This is a genomic window from Mobilicoccus caccae, from assembly GCF_030161635.1.
GTDB lineage: Bacteria > Actinomycetota > Actinomycetes > Actinomycetales > Dermatophilaceae > Mobilicoccus > Mobilicoccus caccae.
Genome location: NZ_BSUO01000001.1, coordinates 3,783,960 through 3,800,559 on the forward strand (window position 1 = coordinate 3,783,960; position 16,600 = coordinate 3,800,559).

The window sequence follows — 16,600 nt, forward strand, 5'->3', positions numbered from 1 at the left end:
AAGCGTGCCGCCATACTGTGCGCACTCGACATCGGGGTCGTGCTGGCGACCGGGCCCGCAGACGTGATGAGCGTCGAGTCCGGGTTGCGGCCCGAGGGCGGCATCGTCCGAGGACCGCAGCACGCCGGGCATCGAGCGCATCTGGGTCATGGCCCCCGACGCGTGCCGGACGGCGACCGCCTAGCGGGTCGGTGCGCATGATCAACCGCCCACGGTGCGTGGACCCGGCGACATCTGTCTGGCGCCGTTCACCGCGCAGTTCGGATCGTCAGGCTGTGTTCTGTCCATCGAGATGTGCCTCGTACACGCGGCCCCAGGCGTTCATCGCCGCGACGACATCGGCAAGACCGGCGCCCAGCTCGGTCAGGGAGTACTCGACCCGCGGCGGCACCTCGGGGTAGACCCGTCGATGCACGACGCCGTCCTGCTCAAGCTCCCGCAGTTGCCTGGTCAGGGTGCGTTGACTCGCCTGCGGCACCGTGCGCGAGAGGTCGCCGGACCGCATCGTGCCGCCCTCCAGCAGATGCTTGACGACCGTCAGCTTCCACGTGCCGCCGAGGACCGCGATGCCCACCTCGACGGGGCACACCTCGAGCGCCACGCGAATGGGTGAACGGACGGGATCGGCTTCCATGCGGCCAATTCTGTCAGTAGGTGCATCTAATTTCCGTACTTGTGCCGAACGACGGTAATTCGGAAGGTGACTGCATGAACGACACGACCGTCCTGTGGGTGCACGCCCACCCCGAGCCCGACTCCCTCAACGGCCGCCTGGCCCGTCACGGCATGAGCCACCTGCGGACCACCGGGGCTACCGTGCTGGAGTCCGATCTGTACCGCATGGGGTGGCGGCCGATCCTAGACCGACAGGGTCTGGCCCCGGAGGGCGAGCCGTTCCGGCCGACCGAGCACGTGCGCGCCGCGTTCGCCACGGGGCGGCTGCCCGCCGACGTCGCGGCCGAGCAGAAGAAGATCCGCCGGGCGGACGGGATCGTCGTGCAGTTCCCGCTCTGGTGGTATGGGATGCCGGCCATGCTCAAGGGCTGGTTCGACCGGGTCTTCGTCGCCGGATTCGCCTTCGGCACCGACCCGGACACCGGGCGCCGCCTGCGGTTCGAGCATGGCCCGTTCATCGGAAAGCGGGCCCTCGTCGTCGCGACGATGGGCGACCGCCCCGCCTCGATCGGCCCTCGTGGCAAGAGCGGACACTTTCCGGAGCTGATGTTCGGGCTGCTCCACGGCACCTTCGCCTACACCGGCATGAGTGCGTTGCCGCCGTTTGCCGTCCCCAGCGCGGACTTCCTCGACGACGCCGGTGTCTCGCAGGCAGCGGCCGAGCTGACCCATCGTCTCGACGGCCTCTTCACCGAGCGGCCCCTCGCGTATCGCCCGCAGTTCCAGGGCGATTACACCGACGAGTGGGAACTCGCCGACCACGTCCGCCCAGGTGAGGCCGGCCTGTCGGTGCATCTACACGACGGCTGAGTCACACGAGGTCGCGGTGCAGCGACCCGCGCCGACCTCACCGGCGGCCGCGCAAGCCCGACGACGAGCACGTGGGGCGGCTCAGCGAGCGCCCTGTCGATACAAGCGAGTTCGAAGATGAGGCTGCGTGTGCTCGTCCTCGCTGTCGGCCGCAGTGACCGCCAGGCCTCGTGCACGTCGGGATGAATGTCGGCGGCGGACGTCTGAACGGCGATGTCGATGGTCATCGTCGCCCCGCCTTCACGGACACCTGGGTGTGGCGTCTCCAGGCGGTCTGATGGGTACGGAGGGCGATGCACGTCTATAGCCGGCCAGGCGTCGCGGTCCAGGCCACGCTGTCGCCGCCCCTTCGCGCGATGCCACCATTGTGCCGCCATCGGGCCTGACCATCATGCGCGGGCGGATCACCCTTCCGGTACGTAACGGTAGAAAAACCCTGCGCCCCGGCGGTTCTCGCGAGATGGACCGAGCCGTCCCTCCGCCTCGAGTCGGCGCAGCACTGACCCGACGTTGGTAGAGTGGGCGCCGAGGATGCCGCCGAGTTCAGTCGTGCTGATCCGACCCATGTGGTGGGCGTAGGCCAGCGCCACCTGCTCCCGGGTGGGGCCGCGACGAAGGCCGCGTCCCGTGTCAGCGCTGAGCCTGGCGAGCCGGTCCCAGGCAGGCGTGGTCAGCCCGAGAACTACGCCGCGCTCCGGCGGGACGCCGGGCACGTCGAACGTGACCGGTTGTTGCCCGATGCCGAGCCCCCGCAGGTGATGCATGACCTGGTCGGCCTCCGTGGCCGTCACCTGGAGGTACGGCGCGAGATCAAGCGCATCGACCCACCAGCGACGCGCCAGACGATCCAGGCTCATGAGGACGCGCAGGTCGCCGCGCACGTCGGGGGACATGTCCCGCAGCCAGAGCATCCACGCGGTGTCTGGATTCTCGCCGGCCAGAACGGCCAGCACCGACCGGCCGTCGACCTCGGTGATGTCCGGTAGAGGATGCCCGACGCGGATCATGTCGCCGAACATCCGGTCGACCCCGATTCCCTGGCGCTCGGCGACCCGGAGGAGGGCGAGTGCAGCGCTCAGGGAGGTGTTCCTCGAGATGGGTGGGTGATTGATGATGTTGTCCGGTCGGACCCCGCCGAAGAAGCCCCCTGGGCTCGTCACCCTCAGCGTGGCTCCTACGTGTTCGACGAACGTGGGACCCGGGTCCGTCCAGTCGCGGTGGGTCACGCCGTTGACGATGGCCTCGCGCAGGGCGCGCTCGGGCAGGAGCCGGGGACGGCCGATGACCAGGCCCTGATCGACGTGGGCCTCGGGGTTGTACGCCCGCGCCGTGGCGAAGACCTCGGACAGCTCTTCGAGCAGGGAACGCTCGGGGACGTTGACCCTCGCTTCGCTGTCCGCTCCTGCCCCCGATCGGCGGATGTAGTCCAGGGCCGGGGTCTCTCGCCCGTGGAACAGCAGAGCCCCCGCATTCGTCAGATCGCCCTCGCCCGTCACGACGGCCAGTCGTCGCAGGAGGTCCGGTGTGTCCGCCTCCGCGAGGTCCGCAGCTCGGTCGTCCTGCGCGTCCCGGAGGAAGGACCGCGCGAGGGAGACCGCCTCGACTCGGGCCTGGTCGACACCGATCCCGCTAGGCTCGTTCGACCAGTCGAAACCGGACCTCGCGCTGCGGCGGGCGTGCCACGAGGCGAGGTCGATGTCATGGCATTGGTCACCGACCCTCCATGTCGTACGCCCCCCGTACGTGAGGGGCTCGACGGCAGGTGGGCATCGGATGACGAGAAGGCGGCGCCCGCGGGCCGACTCCTCGGTGATGATCGTGGCCAGCTTGTGGTGCAGGAGCTGGTACAGGCGTTTCTGCAGCCAGTCGACGTCGAGGTCGGTGCCGATCGGCGTCCCGTCGTCGGCGACCCCGACGATGAGCGCGCCCCCGCCGGGAGTGTTCGCCATGCAGGCGACCTCGCCGGCGAGGCTCTTCGCCGCCGGCTCATTCTCAGGAAGACCGGGACGTATGACTCCGCCCTGCCCGCGTCGCCCCGCCTCCTCCTTGAAGTCGAAGTGCCGTCGCTCGGGCACCGAGCTGCCATCGCGCACCGCCACGAGTGCCGAGTCGACGGCACGCTGCACGGCGTCACCACCGAAAAGTGTCATCCCCGACACGCCTCCGACCAGATCATAATTTTTGGGACCAACAAATTATGACCTATGACTACGACGGAGTCCGGGCATACATTCCGTGCGCGTCGGCCTCCTCGGTGAGGAACATGGTGGTCGCGGCCCGACTCCACGGCGCCGACTGCGACGAGCAGTGCGACGGGCCCGTCCTGGGCCATCGCGATGAGCGCGAATCGGCCGAGGCCGAGGTCGCTAGCCTTCACACGGTCCTTCGCTACCCGGGTGACGCCCAGAATGCGGGCGTAGCGTCGGTGACGTGAAGCCTGACGGCGTGACCCTTGACCGGCCGGGAGGCCGGATCTCTCCGGCCGCCCGGGGAGCGATCGTCGGAGTCACCGCCGGGGCGGTGACCATCGGGGTGGCCGAGCTCGTCGCGGGGTTGATGCGACGGATCGGCGTGGCGGGCGGAACCCCCTCACCCATCGACGCCGTCGGCGGCGCGTTCATCGACCTCACCCCGCCGTGGCTCAAGGACTGGGCCATCGGCGTGTTCGGCGTCCACGACAAGACCGCGCTGTACGTCTCGATGACGCTCGTCCTCGTCCTCCTCAGCATCGCGGTGGGGGTGATCGCCTCCCGTGTCGTGCGGGCCGGGGTGATCGTGTTCGCCCTGCTCGTCGTGGTCGCCGTGACCGCGGTGTGGTCGCGACCCCACGCGTCGCTCATCGACCTCGTCCCGATCGTGCTCGGTGGCCTCATCGGATTGCGGCTCATCGCCACCCGAACCCGCGACGCCGGAGTCCGCGACGCCGAATCGATGACGGACGCGCACGTGTCGCGGCGGGTGCTCATCGGATCCGGCATCGGGGCCGTCGTGCTCGGTGCCGCGGCCGTCGCGGTGGGTCGGGTCGTCGCCGGTGGTGCGCGCGTGGCGGCCGTGGCGCGGGAGACGTTCGTCGTGCCCAAGGTCGCCTCACCGGTCGCCGTACCCGCCGGCGCCGACCTCGGCATCTCCGGCGTCACCCCGTTCATCGTGCCCAACGCCGAGTTCTACCGCATCGACACGGCCCTCGTCGTGCCTCAGGTCGACCCGGCGAACTGGTCGCTGCGGGTCACCGGCATGGTCGAGCGGGAGGTCACCCTCGACTGGAACACCCTGCTGGCCAAGCCCATGCAGGAGGCCATGGTCACGCTCATGTGCGTCTCCAACGAGGTCGGCGGCTCCCTCAACGGCAACGCGATCTGGACGGGGTGGCCCGTGCGGGAGCTGTTGCGCGAGGCGGGAGTTCGTCCCGGCGCCGACATGGTGCTCTCGACCAGCATCGACGGCTTCACCGCCGGCACCCCGCTGGCGGCGCTGACCGACGAGCGCAACTCCCTGCTCGTCGTGGCTCAGAACGGGCAACCACTGCTGCCCGAGCACGGGTTTCCGGTGCGCCTGGTCGTGCCGGGCTTGTACGGCTACGTGAGCGCGACGAAGTGGGTGACCGAGCTCAAGGTGACGACCTTCGACGCGGATCAGGGGTATTGGACCCCGCGCGGCTGGTCGGCACTCGGGCCGGTCAAGACGCAGTCGCGGATCGACGTGCCGCGCGACAGCGCCTCGGTGAGCGCGGGAACCGTCGCCGTGGCCGGTGTCGCCTGGGCACAGCATCGTGGGGTGACCGGCGTTCAGGTGCAGGTGGATTCGGGGCCGTGGCAGGACGCGCGGCTCGGTGTCGACGCCTCCGTCGACGTGTGGCGCCAATGGGTCTACGAGTGGCCGGCGACGCCCGGCACGCACACCCTCACCGTCCGCGCCATCGACGCCACGGGAGAGCCCGAGACCGCCACCTTCGCCCCACCCGCCCCCGACGGGGCGAGCGGCCACCACACCATCAGCGTCACCGTCGCGTAGTCGAGGCTCGGTGGGCGTCGGTGTCCGGCACGACGCACAGGGCCGGCAGCGGGCCGTCCACCGTGTCGGGGTAGCGGCCTAGGCTGGCCGGGTGCAGCCTGCCGCGCTTCCCCCTCCCGCCGCGACCGAGGTCGGTGTGCCCACCGACGACGACACCGCCGTCGATCCGAGGGCTCTCGCGGTGCTGCGGGAGGTGTGGGGGTACGAGCACTTCCGCGGTGACCAGGCGCGGATCATCGACACCGTGATCCGGGGCGGCGACGCCCTCGTGCTCATGCCGACCGGGGGCGGCAAATCGCTCTGTTACCAGGTGCCTTCGCTCGTGCGGGAGGGCACGGGAATCGTCGTCTCCCCGCTCATCGCGCTCATGGCCGATCAGGTCACCGCGCTCGAGGCGCTAGGGGTGCGGGCGGGGTTCCTCAACTCCACCCAGCTTCCGGACCAGCGCCGTAAGACCGAACGCGCCTACCTCGCGGGCGAACTCGACCTGCTGTACCTCGCTCCCGAGCGGTTGCGCAGCGAGCAGACCCTGCAGCTCCTCGAGGCCGGTCGCATCGCGTTGTTCGCCATCGACGAGGCCCACTGCGTCTCGCAGTGGGGACACGACTTCCGGCCCGACTACCTGCAACTCTCCATGCTCGCGCAGCGCTGGCCGCAGGTCCCGCGCATCGCCCTCACCGCGACCGCGACCCGGGCCACGCACCACGAGATCGCCGAACGCCTGCACCTCGTCGACGCCGAGCACTTCGTCGCCGACTTCGACCGCCCCAACATCACCTACCGCATCGTCGCGAAGAACAATCCGCGCGCCCAGCTCCTGCAGTTCCTGCGCACCGAGCACACGGGCGATTCCGGCATCGTCTACTGCCTGAGCAGGGCGAGTGTGGAGAAGACCGCCGACCACCTCGTCGACCAGGGCATCCCGGCCCTGCCCTATCACGCAGGCCTCGACCGCGAGACGCGTGCGCGCAACCAGGCGCGGTTCCTTCGGGAAGAGGGGTTGGTCATGGTCGCGACGATCGCGTTCGGCATGGGAATCGACAAACCCGATGTGCGCTTCGTCGCCCACCTCGACCTGCCCAAATCGGTCGAGGGCTACTACCAGGAGACCGGCCGCGCCGGCCGCGACGGGCTGCCCTCGACCGCGTGGCTCACCTACGGCCTCGCCGACGTGGTCCAACTGCGGCGCATGATCGAGGGCGGGGAGGGCGACGCCGCCCACCGCCGTCGCCAGCAGCAGCACCTCGATGCGATCCTCGCGCTCTGCGAGACCGTGACGTGCCGCCGTTCGCAACTGCTCGCCTACTTCGGCCAGGAGGGCACCGCGCCCTGCGGCAACTGCGACACGTGCCTGCAGCCGCCGCAGGCCTGGGACGGCACCATCCCGGCACAGAAGCTGCTCTCGACCGTCGTCCGCCTCGACCGTCGCGGGCAGCGTTACGGCGCAGGCCATCTCATCGACATCCTGCTCGGCCGGACGACCCAGCGCGTCACCCAGTTCGGACACGACGACCTCACGACGTTCGGTATCGGCACCGAGCTGAGCGAGGTCGAGTGGCGCGGCGTCGTGCGGCAGCTGCTCGCCGCCGGTCTGCTGGCCGTCGAGGGGGAGTACGGCGTGCTCGGCCTGACCCCCGCGAGCGGGGAGGTGCTGCGCGGGGAGCGTGAGCTCATGCTCCGCCGCGAGCCGGCCACGTCGCGGTCCCGCACCTCCGGCAGCACGAAGAAGAAGACCGACGCCGCGGTCGCCGACCTCGACCCGGAGTCCGCCGAGCGGTTCGAACGACTGCGCGCGTGGCGGGCCGCGACGGCCAAGGAGGCCGGGGTGCCCGCCTACGTCGTCTTCCATGACGCGACGCTGCGCGCCGTCGCCGCGCAGGCCCCGACCTCCCTCGAGGCCCTCGGCGGGATCAGCGGCATCGGGGCCACAAAACTCGACCGCTACGGGGCAGGCCTGCTCGCGGCGCTCGACGAGGAATCCTGAGCCGTTTTCATTGCGGACAGAAGTTGACCGCAGCGCTGTCTAGCGTCGGTCCTGTCATCGAGACACGACCTGAGGAGATGTCATGAGCGAGCGCGACGACCTGATCGAGACCCTGGCACGACACCGGGGATTCCTGCTGCAGACCGCCGAGGGCCTGACCGACGAGCAGGCGCGGACCTCGAGCACCGTGAGTGCCCTGAGCATCGCGAGCCTGCTCAAGCACGTGGCCGACACCGAGGAGCAGTGGATGGACTTCGCCGTGCGCGGCGCCGAGGCGTTCGGCGACTCGACCGTCTACGACGCCGACGTCGACTGGGAGGCCGTCGATGCCGAGGCGGCGACGAACGACGGGGACTGGTCCGACAGCGACTGGGAGGACACGCGGTTCGTGCTGACCGACGAGGAGACCCTGGAGGTGTTGCGCGCTCGCGTCGCGGAGGTGGCGGCGAAGACCGAGGCGATCCTGCGCGAGGTGGACCTCGACGTCACACACCCCCTGCCCGAGGCTCCGTGGTTCGACGCCGGCGCGAGCTGGTCGGCACGTCGCGTGGCGCTGCACGTCATCGCCGAGATCAGCCAGCACTCCGGCCACGCCGACATCATCCGCGAGGCCGTCGACGGGCAACGCACGATGGGGTGAGCGATCCACACACCGAAGAGCGCCGCACAGGTCAGGCAATCTGCAAGTAGGTGGCCAGCACGTCGTGCACCACCGCTTCGGGTGATTGGCCGTCCTTCTTCGCGCGCTCATCGATCGCATCCAAGAAGTCGACCGGGACGATCTGCAACCGCTGGAAGTGTGGATTCGGCTCCGATGGCAGGTCGGACGAATCGTATCCGGCATCCGCCTCCGACACGATGGCGGCCACCTGCTCTGTGTCAGCCCCGGCACGCGGATGGTCTCATCGAGACCTTCCCCCGACACGGGCGACTCGGTAGCGTTCACGCATCGACCCGCCCGAGGAGGGCCCCATGGCGCACGGCGACATCACCCACATCGACATCCCCGTCGAAGACCTGGATCGGGCTCAGGCCTTCTACTCCCGCCTGTTCGGATGGCAGATCTCGGCGCCGCCCGGCTTCGAGGACTACCCCATGTGGCAGGCGCCCAACAAGGTCAGCGGTGGCGGGTTGGCGCCCAGGGAGGGCGGATTCACCCAACCCCGCTCCTACGTCGAGGTCGACTCCATCGACGACACCCTCGCGCTGGCCACCGAGAACGGCGGCACCGTCGCCATGGAGAAGTCGCCGATCACCGACACGAGCTGGTTCGCGGTCTTCACCGACCCCGACGGCAACCACATCGGCCTCTACGAAGGAATCACCGAGGTCTCCCAGGGCTGAGTCACCCGCCGCGGAGGCACACGAGCCGGCCACGGGCGCCCACCCCACTCACCGATAGAACGCGCGGACCATCTCCGCCTCGGCCTCGGCCAGGTGGGCGGCCATCACGGCCCCCGCCCGCTCGGGGTCACCCGCGCCGATGGCGTCGAGGACGTCACGATGCGCGGACCGTTCGCTGTCGGCGCCGATGTAGGTGGCCAGTGGCGGCAGCAGTCGGTGGGCCCGGGCCGTCTCGGCCCACAGGGATTCGAGGATGCGCAGCGCGCGCTTGTTCCGCGCAGCCACGGCGATCCGGCGATGGAACCGGTGAGCGGCGTCGACGGCCTGCGGGGCGGTCGGCGCCGAGATCTGCTCCTCCAACAGACCCTCGAGGTCGGCACGCAGATCCGGAGAGGTCGCGGCCGCCGCAGCCGACGCGGCGGCCGGTTCGAGGATCTGCCGAAGGTGCATGACCTCGCGGATGTCGTTGAAGCCCATGCTGCTCACCGCGTACCCGCGACGGGGGATGAGCGTGATCCACCCTTCGACGACGAGCATCTGCAGCGCCTCACGCACCGGGGTCTTGGAGACGCCGAACTCGGCGGCGAGGGACTTCTCGAGCAGGAGATCTCCCGGATGCAACACGGTCGTGACGATCTGCCGGCGGATCGTGTCACGCAGCGACTCGGCCAGAGACGCAGGTGCGTGGAGGTCGGCCGGGTCGGAGGTCACAGGGGACATCACATCCCGCGCCGTCCTCAGAAAGCAACTGCGGAGGGGGTTCCGTGATCCCGGTCACGATGCTAAACATATATCTCCGTCATCCACTCGTCAGGAGCGACCACCCATGTCCTCGATCCCGCAGTCACGCGATGTCCGCGGGGACCTGTCCCCGGGAGCGCGCAGAGCCCTGTTCGCCTCCATGGTCGGCACCCTCATCGAGTGGTACGACTACGCGCTCTACGGGGCCGCGGCAGCCCTGATCATCGGTCCCCTCTTCTTCCCCGGCAGCATCGATTCCGCTGCTCAGATGGCGGCGTTCGCGACGTTCGCCGTCGGGTTCGTCGTCCGGCCGCTCGGCGGGCTGATCGTCGCGCACATCGGCGACACCTTCGGGCGAAAGCCCGCGATGATCCTCACGATCGTGCTCATGGGTGCCGCCACCGTCGGCATCGGCCTGCTGCCCACGGCCGCCTCGATCGGGGTGTGGGCCCCGATCCTCCTCGTGGTGTTCCGCCTCCTGCAGGGCTTCGGCGCCGGAGCGGAGTTGGCCGGAGCGATGACGGTCGTCGCCGAGTTCACCCCCGTGCGTCGGCGCGGCTTCTTCACCGCGCTGGTCCTGTCGGCACCGCCGGCGGGCACCCTGCTCGCGACGCTCGCGTTCCTCGCCGTCTCCTGGCTGCCGACGCCGGTGCTGCTCGGGTGGGCCTGGCGTATCCCGTTCCTGATCTCGGCCGTGTTGTTCTTCGTCGCCCTCTACATCCGCAACCGCATGGAGGAGACCCCGGAGTTCGCCCACGTCGCCCGCCGCCAGAGCGAGGCCCGCCGTCAGGCCGTTCCGGTCGGGCAGTTGCTGCGCGGGTCGTGGCGCAACGTCATCACCGCGTTCCTCGCTGTGACCGGCCACAACGCGAACAACTACATCCTCGCGGCGTTCTCCCTGTCGTTCATGACGAAGGTCGCCGGCATGCCCCGGGGTTCGGCCCTGCTCGCCGTGTCGATCGCGTCCCTGTTCGGCGTCGTCGGCTCTCCGGTCGGTGGGTGGCTGGCGGACCGCTTCGGCGCCGGCCGGATCATGGGGATCGGCGCGGCCATCGGCATGCTCTACGCCTACCCGCTGTTCCTCGCCATGCAGTCGGGCAACGTGCTCATCGCCACGCTGGTGCTGTGCTTCGGTTACGGCGTCGTGCTCTCCATGACCTCCGGGGCGCAGGGCGCGTTCCTCACCAACCTGTTCCCGATCCGCTACCGGTTCTCGGGAGTGGCGATGTCGCGCGAGCTGAACGGCGCGATCGTCGCCGGCAACACGCCCCTCATCGCGACTGCGCTCATCGCGGCGGCGGGTGGCGGCATCCACCTGGCGGCCGGCTTCCTGGCCGTGTGCTTCGCCGTCACGATCCTCGCCGTGGTCCTGGCGCGGGGGAAGGCCGACTCCCCGCACGCCGAGACCGAGGAGGACTCCCGGGACGCGGCCGTGACCCCCGGGGCGGCATCGTGAAGCGTCGGCTCCCTCAGGTCGGTGAGTTGCGGGCTCTCGTCAACGTCGCCCCACCGACTCTGGATCGCACCGGTGCCCGACTCCGACGTGCTGCCGACGTGGCCGACCTGCGCCGGATCGCCAGGCGCGTCACCCCCGTGCCGCGTTCGACTACGTCGACGGTGCTGCCGGCAGCGAGGAGGGGATGCGCCGCAACCTCAACGCCTTTCGCGACCTGGAGCTGCGCCCCCACGTGTTGAACGACGTGGGGACCCTCGACCTGTCCCGTGAGGTGTTCGGTCGACGCAGCACCCTGCCGGTCGGCATCGCGCCCACGGGATTCACGCGCATGATGCACACCGAGGGTGAGATCGCCGGAGCGCGAGCGGCGGCCCGGTTCGGCATCCCGTACGCGCTGTCGACGATGGGCACCACCTCGATCGAGGACGTCGCCGCGGCGGCACCCGACGGGCGGCGCTGGTTCCAGCTGTACCTGTGGCGGGACCGGCGCGAGTTGTCCCTCGCCCTGCTCGAACGGGCCCGTACCTCCGGGTACGACGCCCTGCTCGTCACCGTCGACACCGCCACCGGCGGCCTACGACACCGCGACGTGCGCAACGGCATGACGATCCCGCCGCAGCTCACCGCACGGACGATCCTCGATGCCTCCTACCGCCCACGATGGTGGTTCGACTTCCTCACCACCGAGCCGCTGCGGTTCGCCACGCTGACCGACTCGGCCAGCATGACCTCCCAGGTCATCGGGTCGATGTTCGACCCAACCCTGTCCCTGGACGACCTCGCCTGGATCCGGCAGGCCTGGCCGGGCACCCTCGTCGTCAAGGGCGTCCAGACCGTCGACGACGCACGCCGGGTCGTCGATCACGGAGTCGACGGCATCTACCTGTCGAATCACGGCGGCCGGCAACTGGATCGGCCTCCGGTACCGCTGCGGGTGCTCCCGGCGGTGCGCGAGGCGGTCGGGCCGGACCCGACGATCGTGCTCGACTCCGGCATCACCAACGGTGGCGACATCCTCGCGGCCCTCGCCCTCGGGGCCGACTTCACGATGATCGGCCGCGCCTACCTGTACGGCCTGATGGCCGGCGGTCAGGCCGGGGTGGAGCGGTGTCTGGAGATCCTGGCCCGCGAGATGGCCGTGACGCTGCAGCTCATGGGTGTGCCCAGCGTTGCCGACCTGACTCCGGACGACGTCGTCCTCGACGCCGACGCCGCGGCGCGGTGGCGCTGAGACCTCAACCGCTCCCTGAGAGCGGCGCGTCGATCCCGGCGGCGAAGATCGCCCGGGATCGACGTGCTCGGCATGAAGGCGGGCCTACGTGGGGCCGTCTCCTGGTCGATGCCGCGGGCCCTGGCGTCTCCTCGGATGCGGGAATGAGGAGACATCTACGCATTAATAAGATCGGTTTTCACTACTGCTAGTGTCCCTGGGCATGAGCGACGACGGCTACGCGGCGAACTCGGAATGGTATGCGGCCCTGGTGGCGTCCTGGCAGGACGACAACGACAGCGTCGTGGGGTCGCTGCTCGGTCGGATCGAGGGCGGCGCCATCGTCGACATCGCCTCGGGTGTGGGCACCGGGTTGCCGCTCCTGCGGAGGCTGGGGGCCGAGCGCCTGTTCGCGGTGGAACCATCGGCCTCGATGCGTGCCGGGCTGATGACGACGGTCGCGGCCGACCCGGACCTCATGGCGCGGACGACCGTCATCGCGTCGCCGTTGCCACAAGCCCTGAACGAGCTGCCGGACCATTGGAGCGCGGTCGTCATGCTCAACGCCATCGGCCACCTCGACGACGTCACGCGGACAGCCCTGTGGGCCGCGACGAGCGACAGACTCCGCGCTGGTGGCCGCTTCGTCATCTCCCTGCAGCCCCCGGATGCGGTGACGACGATCCCGTGGACGGACTTCGGGCCGGTGCAGATCGGCGAGCGCCGGGTGGCCACGCGGGGACAAGCGGAGCCCGTGGACGACGCTCACGTGGTGTGGACCATGGAATGGACCCTGACGGACGCAGTGGGCGAGGTCCTGGACCAGCGCAGGGCGAGCCACCCGTGGCGCGTCCTCAGCCGCGCCCAGATCGGCGACGAAGCGGCCGAGTACGGTCTCAGTCCGGCCGAGGAGGGCGGAACGGCGTCCTTCTTCGCGCTCGAGAAGCGCTGACACTCTGAGGTTGTCAGCGCCGGGCGGTGAGGACGGCCAGTGGCGGTTCGGCGACCTCCACGAGGTGGGCGCCGACGTAACCGGTCTGAGGCGTGGGCCGCCCGCATCAGCGGATCGCCGTGGGCCGTCGGACGCTGCTACAGGTCCCGGCAGGCCGGGTTGGCGGCGTAGGCGTCTCGGAGCTCGCGTCGACGTTCGATCTGCCGAGCGAGGCGAGGGGCTGCGGTGTAGGCCGCCTGCGCGGCGCTCGCCACCTGGGCCGGTGCCAACGGGTCGATCCGAGAAGCGGAACCCTCGATGAACTCGGCGGCGTCGGTGACCGCGTCCCGCCGTTCTGTGAAGCTCTCGCGTAGCTCGGTGAGGACCGTGTCACCGCGCTCAACAGGAGGCGCGCCTACGGAATCCAACACGGTGAGAGCGGTGCCGATCTCGGCGTCCACGCGTCGCAGGTGTGTCACCAGCTCAGCTGCCTTGCCTCGATCCGAGACGTCCTGCCAGTCGAGCTGATTTCGTTCGTCGGCAACGGTTCTGACGGATCCCACGGCCCCGCAGACCTTCGCCAGCCACGGGTCGAGGTCACCGCCTGCCGATCGGGCCGCCTCCCGCACAGCCGGGCCGCCGTCGACCGGCTCGCCGGGGCCGCACCCCGCCAGGGCGAGAACGCCGGTGAGAGTACATGCCGTGGCCATGCGCGCGGCTCGTGTCGATGCTGTACCCATGCCGTCTTGTCCCAACTCTCGGTGAGGTGTTCGGCGAGGCTCGATCCCGCCGATTCCCAAACTAGCACGGCCGTGCTAGTTTCGATTCATGGCACGGGTGAACCACGAGGAACGACGACGCGAGATCGTCGAAGCGGTATGGCGACTGCTGGAGAACGGCGGGCTCGAGGCCGCGTCCGTACGAGGCGTCATCGCCGAGACGGGACTGTCGTCGGGCTCGATCCGGTACTTCTTCTCCACACAGGCCGGGCTGCACGAGTTCGCGATGGCCGGCCTCGCCGACCGCGTCCAGGAGCGCATCCGTGACGCCGCGACAGTGCCCGATCTGGCTCGGCGGGCCGTGGCGATGGTGAGTGAGCTCATGCCACTGCGGGATGACACCGAGCGAGAGCTGGGCATCTGGATGACGTTCGTCACCAAGGGCCGTCATGACCCTGCTCTGGCTCGGATCGTGACGGAGCAGGCCGGGGCCGTCCGCGAGTTCCTGACCACGGTCGTCATCGATCTGATCCACCTGGGGCTCAGACCCTCCGACACCGACGTCGACTCCGAGGTGACGCATCTCAATGCCGTCATCGACGGGCTGACCTTCGAACTGCTGACGACGCCCGGCCTCATCAGCCGCGATCAGGCCGGCGCCACCATCCACCGCGTACTGCTGCCCGACCAGGGGCGGCCCGAGCAAGAAGGAACATCATCATGACCGACCCCACGCGCACAGACCCCACCTCAACCCAGCAGACGAGCTCACACAAGTGGGCGCCATGGTGGATCTACCTGATCGTGCTGCTCGGCGCCAACTACCTGCGCAGCTACTTCATCCCGGGCAGTTCCTTGCCCTTGCCCGTCATCGCGGTCATCGCCATCGGCCAGGCGGCGCTGCTGTTCGTGATCGTCACCGCGATCTGGCGAGCCACCCGCCACGACCGGATGTGAGGGGGTTCTCCCAGTTTCCACACACCTGCCCGGGCACCGACCGCGCGGTGCCCGGGATCACGAACCCCGGAGGGGCGACCAGCGGTCAGGCGAGACGCCGGCGCCAGCCCACCGACCAGGGGAACGGCGCTCGAGTCAGCCCTCGACCGGACAGCTCCACCACGACACCGTCGAACAGATCCTCCAACAGGGCGTCATGCAGCGGGATGACGACGACCTGGATCATTCGGCCCGGCCGTTCGAGGACCAGCACGTGCCGCCACAGCAAGCCGTTGTCACGGCCCTCGACGCGAAACTCGTGGTGGCCCGTCAGGCCCGCATCGGGAGTGAAGCCGAATCGGACCCCGGTGCCGTCGGGGGCGACCTCGTCCACCCGATAACGCACGGGACCGTGTCCACCGGTGCTACCCACGACCAGGCCGCGATCGAGCACCAGCGGCGGCCACCGGTCGGCCGGCCACACCGAGCCGTCACGGTCGGCCAGCCTGGCGATGATTCCCCCGGCCTGGTCGATGGTCCCTGGGGTCGTGCGCTCGTGGACGTTGCGGATGCCGGTCAGGGTTCTCGTGGTCCAGCGAGAGGACATCGCCGCCCACCTACCGTACGGGTGCGTATGGGACGGTCGATCTGAACCATACGCATCCGTACAGTAATCTGCAAGGCATGCCCGGCACCCGTACGAAACCCAGATTGAGCCGCACCGATTGGATCGAGGGCGCCCTGGAGGTCGTGGCCGAGAGCGGACTGGACGCTCTGGCCGTCGAGCCCCTGGCCCGCAGGATGGGTGCCACCAAGGGGAGCTTCTACTGGCACTTCGCCGACCGCGGCGCCCTGCTGCAGGCCGTGCTCGACCACTGGCGGCAGGATGCGACGGCGCGCGTGATCACGGAGGTGGAGGCGATCGAGCCCCGCCGACGATTGGAGTCCCTGCTCGAGCACTCCACGACGCCGGGCGAGGAGCGCCTCGAGCACGCCATCATCGCCGCCGCCGGACACGAGACTCTCGGTGCACTGGTCGGCCCGGTCGTGGATGAGGTCCACTCCGCTCGGATCGACTACGTGGACCGGCTTCTTCGCGACCTCGGCCTGCCGCCGGACTCCGCCCGGACCCGCGCTCGGCTCGTCTATGCCGCCTACCTGGGCCACCTGATGCTGCTCAGCCGGTTGTCCGAGGGAACGCCCCGCGCCGACGTGCTGGACGACTTCCGACGCGAGCTCCTGGTCCTCCTCCGAACCCCTGCCCCGTCCACCGCGATCCTCGACGACTTCTCAGCGGGGGCCACCTCCACGTGAAGGCGGCCCGCACTCGCGTGCGGTGCGGAGACGAACTCTCCCATGGTGGGATGGGCCATCGTCGACGATGGACCGAGAAGCGAGGACCGCGATCATGAGCACATCGCTGGCATGGGCGGCCGCCGCCGTCAGTGTCATGACCTTTCTCGGCCATGTCTTCATAGGTGGTCCGCAGGTCGCCAGGCCCCTCCTCGACTCCGACGATCTGCCGACGCAGGCGAGATGGCTGGCCTACTTCTGCTGGCATGTGACCAGCCTGGTGGTGCTCGCCATGGGCGTCGGGTTCGCCGTCGTCGCAGTGCGAGGGCAGCATTCGGACCTGGCCGTCTTCCTCCCCACCCTCAGCGCGCTGATCTGGGCACTCAGCATCGGGATCACCGTGGTGGGAGGCCTGCCGCCACGCCGGAACCCAGGGGTGTGGCTGTTCGGACTCATCACCCTTCTGGGTGCGACCTCGGCCGCCCTGTGA

Annotated in this window: 17 protein-coding genes and 1 pseudogene; 12 read left to right on the forward strand and 6 right to left on the reverse strand. The window is 69.6% G+C overall.

What is annotated here, in order from left to right; genetic code table 11:
• Positions 1 to 268: 268 nt before the first annotated feature.
• Positions 269 to 634 carry a winged helix-turn-helix transcriptional regulator gene (locus tag QQK49_RS18545; protein ID WP_284305268.1) on the reverse strand — a complete coding sequence of 122 codons (366 nt, stop codon included), beginning with the start codon at positions 632 to 634 and terminating at the stop codon, positions 269 to 271.
• Positions 635 to 708: 74 nt separating this feature from the next.
• Here QQK49_RS18545 and QQK49_RS18550 point away from each other — a divergent pair, with 74 nt between their 5' ends.
• Positions 709 to 1,485 (forward strand): NAD(P)H-dependent oxidoreductase, encoded by a 777-nt coding sequence (locus QQK49_RS18550; protein WP_284305269.1) that lies wholly within the window; start codon positions 709 to 711, stop codon positions 1,483 to 1,485.
• A gap of 404 nt (positions 1,486 to 1,889) precedes the next feature.
• Here QQK49_RS18550 and QQK49_RS18555 read toward each other — a convergent pair whose 3' ends face one another.
• Entirely contained in the window at positions 1,890 to 3,635 is a 1,746-nt protein-coding gene (locus QQK49_RS18555; protein WP_284305271.1) for an RNA-binding domain-containing protein, read from the reverse strand.
• Positions 3,636 to 4,041: 406 nt separating this feature from the next.
• Here QQK49_RS18555 and QQK49_RS18560 point away from each other — a divergent pair, with 406 nt between their 5' ends.
• The 3 genes from QQK49_RS18560 (at position 4,042) to QQK49_RS18570 (ending at position 8,120) form a co-directional block, all read left to right on the forward strand.
• Positions 4,042 to 5,496 carry a molybdopterin-dependent oxidoreductase gene (locus tag QQK49_RS18560; RefSeq protein ID WP_431310597.1) on the forward strand — a complete coding sequence of 485 codons (1,455 nt, stop codon included), beginning with the start codon at positions 4,042 to 4,044 and terminating at the stop codon, positions 5,494 to 5,496.
• A gap of 91 nt (positions 5,497 to 5,587) precedes the next feature.
• Entirely contained in the window at positions 5,588 to 7,480 is a 1,893-nt protein-coding gene (gene recQ, locus QQK49_RS18565; protein ID WP_431310550.1) for a DNA helicase RecQ, read from the forward strand.
• 82 nt (positions 7,481 to 7,562) lie between these two features.
• On the forward strand, positions 7,563 to 8,120 hold the full coding sequence (locus QQK49_RS18570; protein ID WP_284305274.1) for a DinB family protein: 558 nt from the start codon (positions 7,563 to 7,565) through the stop codon (positions 8,118 to 8,120).
• 31 nt (positions 8,121 to 8,151) lie between these two features.
• Here the strand turns inward: QQK49_RS18570 and QQK49_RS18575 are convergent, their stop codons facing one another.
• Positions 8,152 to 8,349 carry a hypothetical protein gene (locus QQK49_RS18575; protein WP_284305275.1) on the reverse strand — a complete coding sequence of 66 codons (198 nt, stop codon included), beginning with the start codon at positions 8,347 to 8,349 and terminating at the stop codon, positions 8,152 to 8,154.
• A 103-nt stretch (positions 8,350 to 8,452) separates the two neighbouring features.
• On the opposite strand from QQK49_RS18575, the gene QQK49_RS18580 reads away from it, so the two are divergent.
• The gene (locus QQK49_RS18580) at positions 8,453 to 8,824 is read left to right on the forward strand and encodes a VOC family protein (protein WP_284305276.1); all 372 of its coding nucleotides are present in this window, start codon (positions 8,453 to 8,455) and stop codon (positions 8,822 to 8,824) included.
• A 48-nt stretch (positions 8,825 to 8,872) separates the two neighbouring features.
• Here the strand turns inward: QQK49_RS18580 and QQK49_RS18585 are convergent, their stop codons facing one another.
• Positions 8,873 to 9,544: a GntR family transcriptional regulator gene (locus tag QQK49_RS18585; protein ID WP_284305277.1), complete on the reverse strand. Its 672-nt coding sequence runs from the start codon at positions 9,542 to 9,544 to the stop codon at positions 8,873 to 8,875.
• Positions 9,545 to 9,650: 106 nt separating this feature from the next.
• Here QQK49_RS18585 and QQK49_RS18590 point away from each other — a divergent pair, with 106 nt between their 5' ends.
• The 3 genes and pseudogenes from QQK49_RS18590 to QQK49_RS18600 all read left to right on the forward strand — a co-directional run bounded on the left by QQK49_RS18590 (position 9,651) and on the right by QQK49_RS18600 (position 13,183).
• Complete coding sequence (locus tag QQK49_RS18590) at positions 9,651 to 11,021, forward strand: MFS transporter (RefSeq protein WP_284305278.1); 1,371 nt, start codon at positions 9,651 to 9,653, stop codon at positions 11,019 to 11,021.
• Positions 11,018 to 12,252, forward strand: a pseudogene (locus QQK49_RS18595) (alpha-hydroxy acid oxidase). Before QQK49_RS18590 ends, QQK49_RS18595 begins: the two are co-directional and overlap by 4 nt.
• A 202-nt stretch (positions 12,253 to 12,454) precedes the next feature.
• Positions 12,455 to 13,183 carry a methyltransferase domain-containing protein gene (locus QQK49_RS18600; protein ID WP_284305279.1) on the forward strand — a complete coding sequence of 243 codons (729 nt, stop codon included), beginning with the start codon at positions 12,455 to 12,457 and terminating at the stop codon, positions 13,181 to 13,183.
• A 137-nt stretch (positions 13,184 to 13,320) separates the two neighbouring features.
• Here QQK49_RS18600 and QQK49_RS18605 read toward each other — a convergent pair whose 3' ends face one another.
• On the reverse strand, positions 13,321 to 13,902 hold the full coding sequence (locus tag QQK49_RS18605; RefSeq protein ID WP_284305280.1) for a hypothetical protein: 582 nt from the start codon (positions 13,900 to 13,902) through the stop codon (positions 13,321 to 13,323).
• Between the two features lie 88 nt (positions 13,903 to 13,990).
• Here QQK49_RS18605 and QQK49_RS18610 point away from each other — a divergent pair, with 88 nt between their 5' ends.
• Positions 13,991 to 14,605 carry a TetR/AcrR family transcriptional regulator gene (locus tag QQK49_RS18610; RefSeq protein WP_284305281.1) on the forward strand — a complete coding sequence of 205 codons (615 nt, stop codon included), beginning with the start codon at positions 13,991 to 13,993 and terminating at the stop codon, positions 14,603 to 14,605.
• Positions 14,602 to 14,838 (forward strand): hypothetical protein, encoded by a 237-nt coding sequence (locus tag QQK49_RS18615; RefSeq protein WP_284305282.1) that lies wholly within the window; start codon positions 14,602 to 14,604, stop codon positions 14,836 to 14,838. The genes QQK49_RS18610 and QQK49_RS18615 overlap by 4 nt, the downstream gene beginning before the upstream one ends.
• Before the next feature lie 85 nt (positions 14,839 to 14,923).
• Here QQK49_RS18615 and QQK49_RS18620 read toward each other — a convergent pair whose 3' ends face one another.
• On the reverse strand, positions 14,924 to 15,424 hold the full coding sequence (locus QQK49_RS18620; protein WP_284305283.1) for a hypothetical protein: 501 nt from the start codon (positions 15,422 to 15,424) through the stop codon (positions 14,924 to 14,926).
• Between the two features lie 77 nt (positions 15,425 to 15,501).
• Here QQK49_RS18620 and QQK49_RS18625 point away from each other — a divergent pair, with 77 nt between their 5' ends.
• Together QQK49_RS18625 and QQK49_RS18630 are read left to right on the forward strand one after the other, a co-directional pair.
• Positions 15,502 to 16,131, forward strand: a complete 630-nt coding sequence (locus QQK49_RS18625; protein ID WP_284305284.1) for a TetR/AcrR family transcriptional regulator — start codon at positions 15,502 to 15,504, stop codon at positions 16,129 to 16,131.
• Between the two features lie 94 nt (positions 16,132 to 16,225).
• A complete protein-coding gene (locus tag QQK49_RS18630) occupies positions 16,226 to 16,600 on the forward strand; it encodes a hypothetical protein (RefSeq protein ID WP_284305285.1) in 375 nt (124 codons plus the stop codon).

Excerpts from the sequence above, each read along its gene's own strand:
- QQK49_RS18560 (WP_431310597.1), top strand. The coding sequence starts at position 4,042 with ATGCGACGGATCGGCGTGGCGGGCGGAACCCCCTCACCCATCGACGCC.
- QQK49_RS18585 (WP_284305277.1), bottom strand. The coding sequence starts at position 9,544 with ATGTCCCCTGTGACCTCCGACCCGGCCGACCTCCACGCACCTGCGTCT.
- QQK49_RS18625 (WP_284305284.1), top strand. The coding sequence starts at position 15,502 with ATGCCCGGCACCCGTACGAAACCCAGATTGAGCCGCACCGATTGGATC.
- QQK49_RS18620 (WP_284305283.1), bottom strand. The coding sequence starts at position 15,424 with ATGTCCTCTCGCTGGACCACGAGAACCCTGACCGGCATCCGCAACGTC.
- QQK49_RS18590 (WP_284305278.1), top strand. The coding sequence starts at position 9,651 with ATGTCCTCGATCCCGCAGTCACGCGATGTCCGCGGGGACCTGTCCCCG.
- QQK49_RS18550 (WP_284305269.1), top strand. The coding sequence starts at position 709 with ATGAACGACACGACCGTCCTGTGGGTGCACGCCCACCCCGAGCCCGAC.
- QQK49_RS18610 (WP_284305281.1), top strand. The coding sequence starts at position 13,991 with ATGGCACGGGTGAACCACGAGGAACGACGACGCGAGATCGTCGAAGCG.
- QQK49_RS18600 (WP_284305279.1), top strand. The coding sequence starts at position 12,455 with ATGAGCGACGACGGCTACGCGGCGAACTCGGAATGGTATGCGGCCCTG.
- QQK49_RS18605 (WP_284305280.1), bottom strand. The coding sequence starts at position 13,902 with ATGGGTACAGCATCGACACGAGCCGCGCGCATGGCCACGGCATGTACT.
- QQK49_RS18630 (WP_284305285.1), top strand. The coding sequence starts at position 16,226 with ATGAGCACATCGCTGGCATGGGCGGCCGCCGCCGTCAGTGTCATGACC.
- QQK49_RS18570 (WP_284305274.1), top strand. The coding sequence starts at position 7,563 with ATGAGCGAGCGCGACGACCTGATCGAGACCCTGGCACGACACCGGGGA.
- QQK49_RS18580 (WP_284305276.1), top strand. The coding sequence starts at position 8,453 with ATGGCGCACGGCGACATCACCCACATCGACATCCCCGTCGAAGACCTG.
- QQK49_RS18615 (WP_284305282.1), top strand. The coding sequence starts at position 14,602 with ATGACCGACCCCACGCGCACAGACCCCACCTCAACCCAGCAGACGAGC.
- QQK49_RS18545 (WP_284305268.1), bottom strand. The coding sequence starts at position 634 with ATGGAAGCCGATCCCGTCCGTTCACCCATTCGCGTGGCGCTCGAGGTG.
- QQK49_RS18555 (WP_284305271.1), bottom strand. The coding sequence starts at position 3,635 with ATGACACTTTTCGGTGGTGACGCCGTGCAGCGTGCCGTCGACTCGGCA.